At 64.5% G+C, this 4,707-nt stretch carries 2 protein-coding genes and 1 pseudogene; 2 read left to right on the plus strand and 1 reads right to left on the minus strand.

Annotated features, from left to right (window positions below; all coding sequences use genetic code 11):
• Positions 1 to 221: 221 nt before the first annotated feature.
• Complete coding sequence (locus VHL31_RS07405; RefSeq protein WP_329660567.1) at positions 222 to 1,229, minus strand: ribonuclease Z; 1,008 nt, start codon at positions 1,227 to 1,229, stop codon at positions 222 to 224.
• Positions 1,230 to 1,616: 387 nt separating this feature from the next.
• Here VHL31_RS07405 and VHL31_RS07410 point away from each other — a divergent pair, with 387 nt between their 5' ends.
• Both VHL31_RS07410 and VHL31_RS07415 read left to right on the plus strand, forming a co-directional pair.
• Positions 1,617 to 4,316 carry an MGH1-like glycoside hydrolase domain-containing protein gene (locus VHL31_RS07410; RefSeq protein ID WP_329660568.1) on the plus strand — a complete coding sequence of 900 codons (2,700 nt, stop codon included), beginning with the start codon at positions 1,617 to 1,619 and terminating at the stop codon, positions 4,314 to 4,316.
• Positions 4,317 to 4,434: 118 nt separating this feature from the next.
• A pseudogene (locus VHL31_RS07415) lies at positions 4,435 to 4,707 on the plus strand (hypothetical protein); the annotation flags it as partial.

Consider the following 4,707-nt stretch of genomic DNA (forward strand, 5'->3'; position numbering starts at 1 on the left):
AGAAGCGGTCTTAGCACTTCCCACTCAGCGTCGCTGAGGTCGGATGGGTACGGTCGATCGGGCATAGCGATCTCCAGCACGAATGCGCCAGATCAACGCTCTATAACCTCCTCCAGCCACTTTGCGGACAGTCAGTGAGAGCCCGTTTGAGAATGTGCTCAGTGACTGATGCGGCGCAGAAGCAGGTCGCCCATGGCGACGTGGATGAAGGCTTCAGACACCTATAGCGCCCGTCCCGATGTTTGACCGAGAAACGCACCCTCCGCCTGCAAGCGGAGGTGGTCTGGTCGATCGAGATAGCGCGGCGAATGATGGAACGTGGTGAGCCTCCGTACGCCGGCCTGCCTTGCGAGTTCGCCCGCCTGCCTGGCCGTGAGGTGATACCGCGCTGCCGCGATCGCGGCATCCTCGTCCAGGAATGCCGCCTCGATGAACAGATGGTCGGCACCCCGCGCGATCGTGATGATCCGCTCCACATTGACGGCATGGAAGGCAGCATCGGTGACATAGACGACCCGCTGTCCCGGAGCGATGTGCAGTGCATGCTCCTTCAACACGCCGAGCGCGATCACTCGCCCGTCGCCGAGGCTGATGGCGGTATCGTCGGCGTCGCCACGGCGGACCGCCCTCTTGGCCACGTTCAGCCAGGGCCCGACATCCAGACCGAGCGCATCCAGCCCTTGGCGCCAGACATTGACCCGCTGTGTTTCCTGCAGGGCGAAGGCCAGGCAAGGCGTGCCATGGTCGAGGGTGACGCACTCAACCCGCAGATCATCCTCGGAAAGTACGAGGCCGGAGGCCGGCTCCGGCATTTCAAGAAGCTGCGGCCGAAAGGCGTCGCGCGCTCGGAATATCGTCCAGCTGCCCAGGCGCTCGTTGGCGAACTCTGCCGTCATGATGGCGAAGTCGACAGAACGACCATTCAAAAGATTCCAGAGATAGGCGCCGAGCTTGGCCGCCACACCATCGATCAGGCCGGGCGGGCCGACCAGCCGGATGATGCCCGGCCGGTAGAGGCAGATGCGCAGCAAGTGGTCGAAGCCGGCGAAATGGTCCATGTGCCGGTGGGAGACGAACACATGGCTCACCCGCAGCAGTTCGCGCGCGGAGAGCGGGCTCAGATCGCCCAAGTCGAACAGCATGGCGCGACGCCCAAACTGGAAGTCGATCAGCAGGCCCGGATCGGAAAACGGATCGTTGATCAGGCGGGTCTGGACGAGGCGGCTCATCGGCAGGAGATGCTTCTCTCGGCTGACGGAAGCAAGGCAGCCCGTCGGCAGCGGAAGCCACCTTTCCTGCCTCTGCCCGGACCAATTGGCGGAAGCTCGGGCTGAACCCCCTGCCGGTATCGCGATGCTTCACCCCCGGCAGAAGTCCCGACCTTGCTTTGCAGACGCTTCATCGCTTTGAGCCGTGCCCAGCCAGTGCAGATCTGCAGTTTCGCCGCGGCATGAATCGGCCAGATATTTGCGATAGAGGGGGCACACTGGGTCTGCCGCTACCTTCGGGTCCAGCATGTGCACGCAAGCAGCTTGTTGGATTTCGCGAAAGGCCTCAGCAAGGTGCGCAAGGGCTCAAACGGCCGGCGGTGACAATGGCGGTGGGGAGGAGGTGGCATGGAGGCCATGCAGGCGGGCAAGGCTGGTGGGACGGCAGAGCATCGTCGCCTTGCCGAGACGGAACGTGAGGAGTGGAACTGGCGACTGTGGGGGCCTTATCTCAGCGAGCGGCAGTGGGGTACCGTGCGCGAGGACTACAGCCCCGATGGGGCCGCCTGGGAGTATCTGCCACACGACCATGCCCGTTCCCGCACCTATCGCTGGGGCGAGGACGGTATTGCCGGGATCAGCGACGAACGCCAGCTCATGTGCCTGTCACTGGCCATGTGGAACGGACGTGATCCCTTCCTGAAGGAGCGGCTGTTCGGGCTCACCAATGCGCAGGGCAACCATGGCGAGGATGTCAAGGAACTCTACTATTACCTCGATGCCACCCCGAGCCATGCCTATCTAAAGTATCTGTACAAGTATCCGCACGCTGCCTTTCCCTATGCCGAACTCGTGGAGGAGAACGGCCGGCGCAGTGCGGCGGAGCGCGAGTTCGAACTGCTCGATACCGGCCTGTTCGCCCAGGACCGTTACTTCGACGTGACCGTGGAGTATGCGAAGGCCGACACCGACGACATTGTGGTGCTGATCACTGCCCATAACCGCGGGCCGGAAGCGGCGGAGCTCCACCTCCTGCCGCAGATCTGGTTCCGTAACGTCTGGTCCTGGAAGCTCGACGCGATCTCCGAGCGGCCATCGCTGCGGCCGGGCAGTATCGCCGGGCTGATCGCTGCCCACCATCCCTGGCTCGGCACCTATCGCCTCGCCTGCGATGGCGCCCCGACCTTGCTCTTCACCGAAAATGAGACGAACGTCCGACGCCTGTTCGACCGCATGGACGTGCCCGGCCCCTACAAGGACGGCTTCCACGAATTCGTCGTCGACGGCCGCGCCGATGCCGTGGCCCCAGCGAGCAGCGGCGGCACGAAGGCAGCCGCCTATTATGCGCTGGGCCAGATTCCGGCAGGCGGGGAGCGGCAGGTCAGGCTTCGTCTCAGCAAGGCCGCCGACGATGCGGCCGACGGCCACGACCCGTTCGGCTCCTTCGACATGATCCTCGCCCGGCGGCGTGACGAAGCCGATGAATTCTATGCCGCCTGTCAGGCCGGACTGCCGGCGGACCCGGACATCCGGCGCGTGCATCGCCAGGCCCTGGCGGGGATGATCTGGTCCAAGCAGCTGTTCCGCTACGACGTGCGCCGATGGCTGGACGGCGATCCGTTGCAGCCGCCGCCGCCCCCGGAGCGCCAGTCCAGCCGGAACGCGCAATGGACCCATTTCAACAGCATCGATGTGCTCTCGATGCCGGACAAGTGGGAGTATCCCTGGTTCGCCGCCTGGGACCTGGGGTTCCACTGCCTGCCCTTGGCGCTGATCGATTCCGCCTTCGCCAAGGACCAGCTGATCCTGCTCACGCGCGAATGGTACATGCACCCGAATGGCCAACTCCCGGCCTACGAGTGGTCGTTCAGCGACGTGAATCCTCCGGTGCATGCCTGGGCGACCTGGCGCGTGTTCGAGATCGACCGGGAGCAGCGCGGCGGGCCGGGCGACCTCGCCTTCCTGGAGCGCGTCTTCCACAAGCTGATGCTGAACTTCACCTGGTGGGTGAACCGAAAGGACGCGACCGGCCGCAACGTGTTCCAGGGCGGCTTTCTCGGCCTGGACAATATCGGCGTGTTCGACCGTTCCCATCCGCCACCCGGTGGTGGGATCGTCAACCAGGCGGACGGCACCGCCTGGATGTCCATGTATGCCCTGAACCTCATGCGGATCGCGTTGGAGCTGGCGCAGCACAACCCCGTCTACGAGGACATCGCGACGAAGTTCTTCGAGCACTTCCTCTTGATCGCCGAGGCCATGAGCGACATGGGCGGCGAAGGGTTCGGGCTTTGGGACGAGCAGGACGAGTTCTACTATGACGAGCTGAGCCTTCCCGATGGACGCATGATACCGCTGCGGGTCCGCTCGACCGTGGGCCTGATCCCCCTCTTCGCGGTGGAGGTCATCGAGCCGGAGCTCCTGGAACGCCTCCCTGCCTTTGCCCGGCGCCTGCGCTGGACCCTGAAGCACCGGCCCGAGCTGGCGCGCCTCGTGTCGCGCTGGCAGGAGCCTGGACGGGAGGAACGGCGGCTCCTCTCCCTCCTTCGTGGCCACCGGATCAAGGCCGTCCTGCGGCGCATGCTGGACGAAACCGAGTTCCTGTCGCCGTTCGGCATACGTTCCTTGTCACGCCAGCATGGCGAGCATCCTTATGTCCTGGATGGACTCGGCCATGCCGCTCTCAAGGTCAGCTACCAGCCGGGCGATGCCGATACCGTCCTGTTCGGCGGCAATTCGAACTGGCGTGGCCCGGTCTGGATGCCCCTGAACTTCCTGATCATCGAATCGCTGCGCAAGTTCAACACCTACTACGGGCCGGACTTCCTGATCGAATGCCCGACCGGATCCGGGCAGTTCATGACGCTGGGCAGGGTCGCCGACGAACTGACGCGACGGCTGACGTCGCTCTTCCTGCGCGATGGTGCCGGGCACCGTCCGTATCTGGACGGGGACGTCCGCCAGAACGTGGACCCCAATTTCTGCGACCTCCTGCTGTTCCACGAATATTTCGACGGCGATACCGGCCGCGGGCTCGGCGCCTCTCACCAGACCGGTTGGACGGGGCTGGTCGCCAACCTGCTCCAGCGGCAGTTCAAGCCACGGTAGGACGGCCGACATTGTCGTCCGAGTCACGGCCCGATCAGAAGTCCCCGGGCTTTACGATATAGAACCCCAAGGCTAGCATCATGGTCTACTTGCCGCCATTTTCATGCCCGGAGCGACGATGTACAGCGCCCCAGCCAGCCGCCTCATCTCGTCCTTTCCGAGCGCGATGATCCGTGCTCTTCTGATCAGCAGTGCGCTGGTTGTTCCCGGCATGGCACTTGCCCAGGTGGCCACCGACGGGACGCTCGGCCCCAAGGTGAACCTGTCCGGCAACGACATCCAGGTGGGTGCCGGCCTCGGCCAGATCCGCGGCCAGAACCTGTTCCACAGCTTCGAGCGGTTCGGGGTCCAGACCAACGGCAAGGTGACCTTCACCGGCCCTGGCGGGCTG

It is taken from the genome of Geminicoccus sp., from assembly GCF_036263595.1.
Taxonomy (GTDB): Bacteria; Pseudomonadota; Alphaproteobacteria; order Geminicoccales; family Geminicoccaceae; genus Geminicoccus.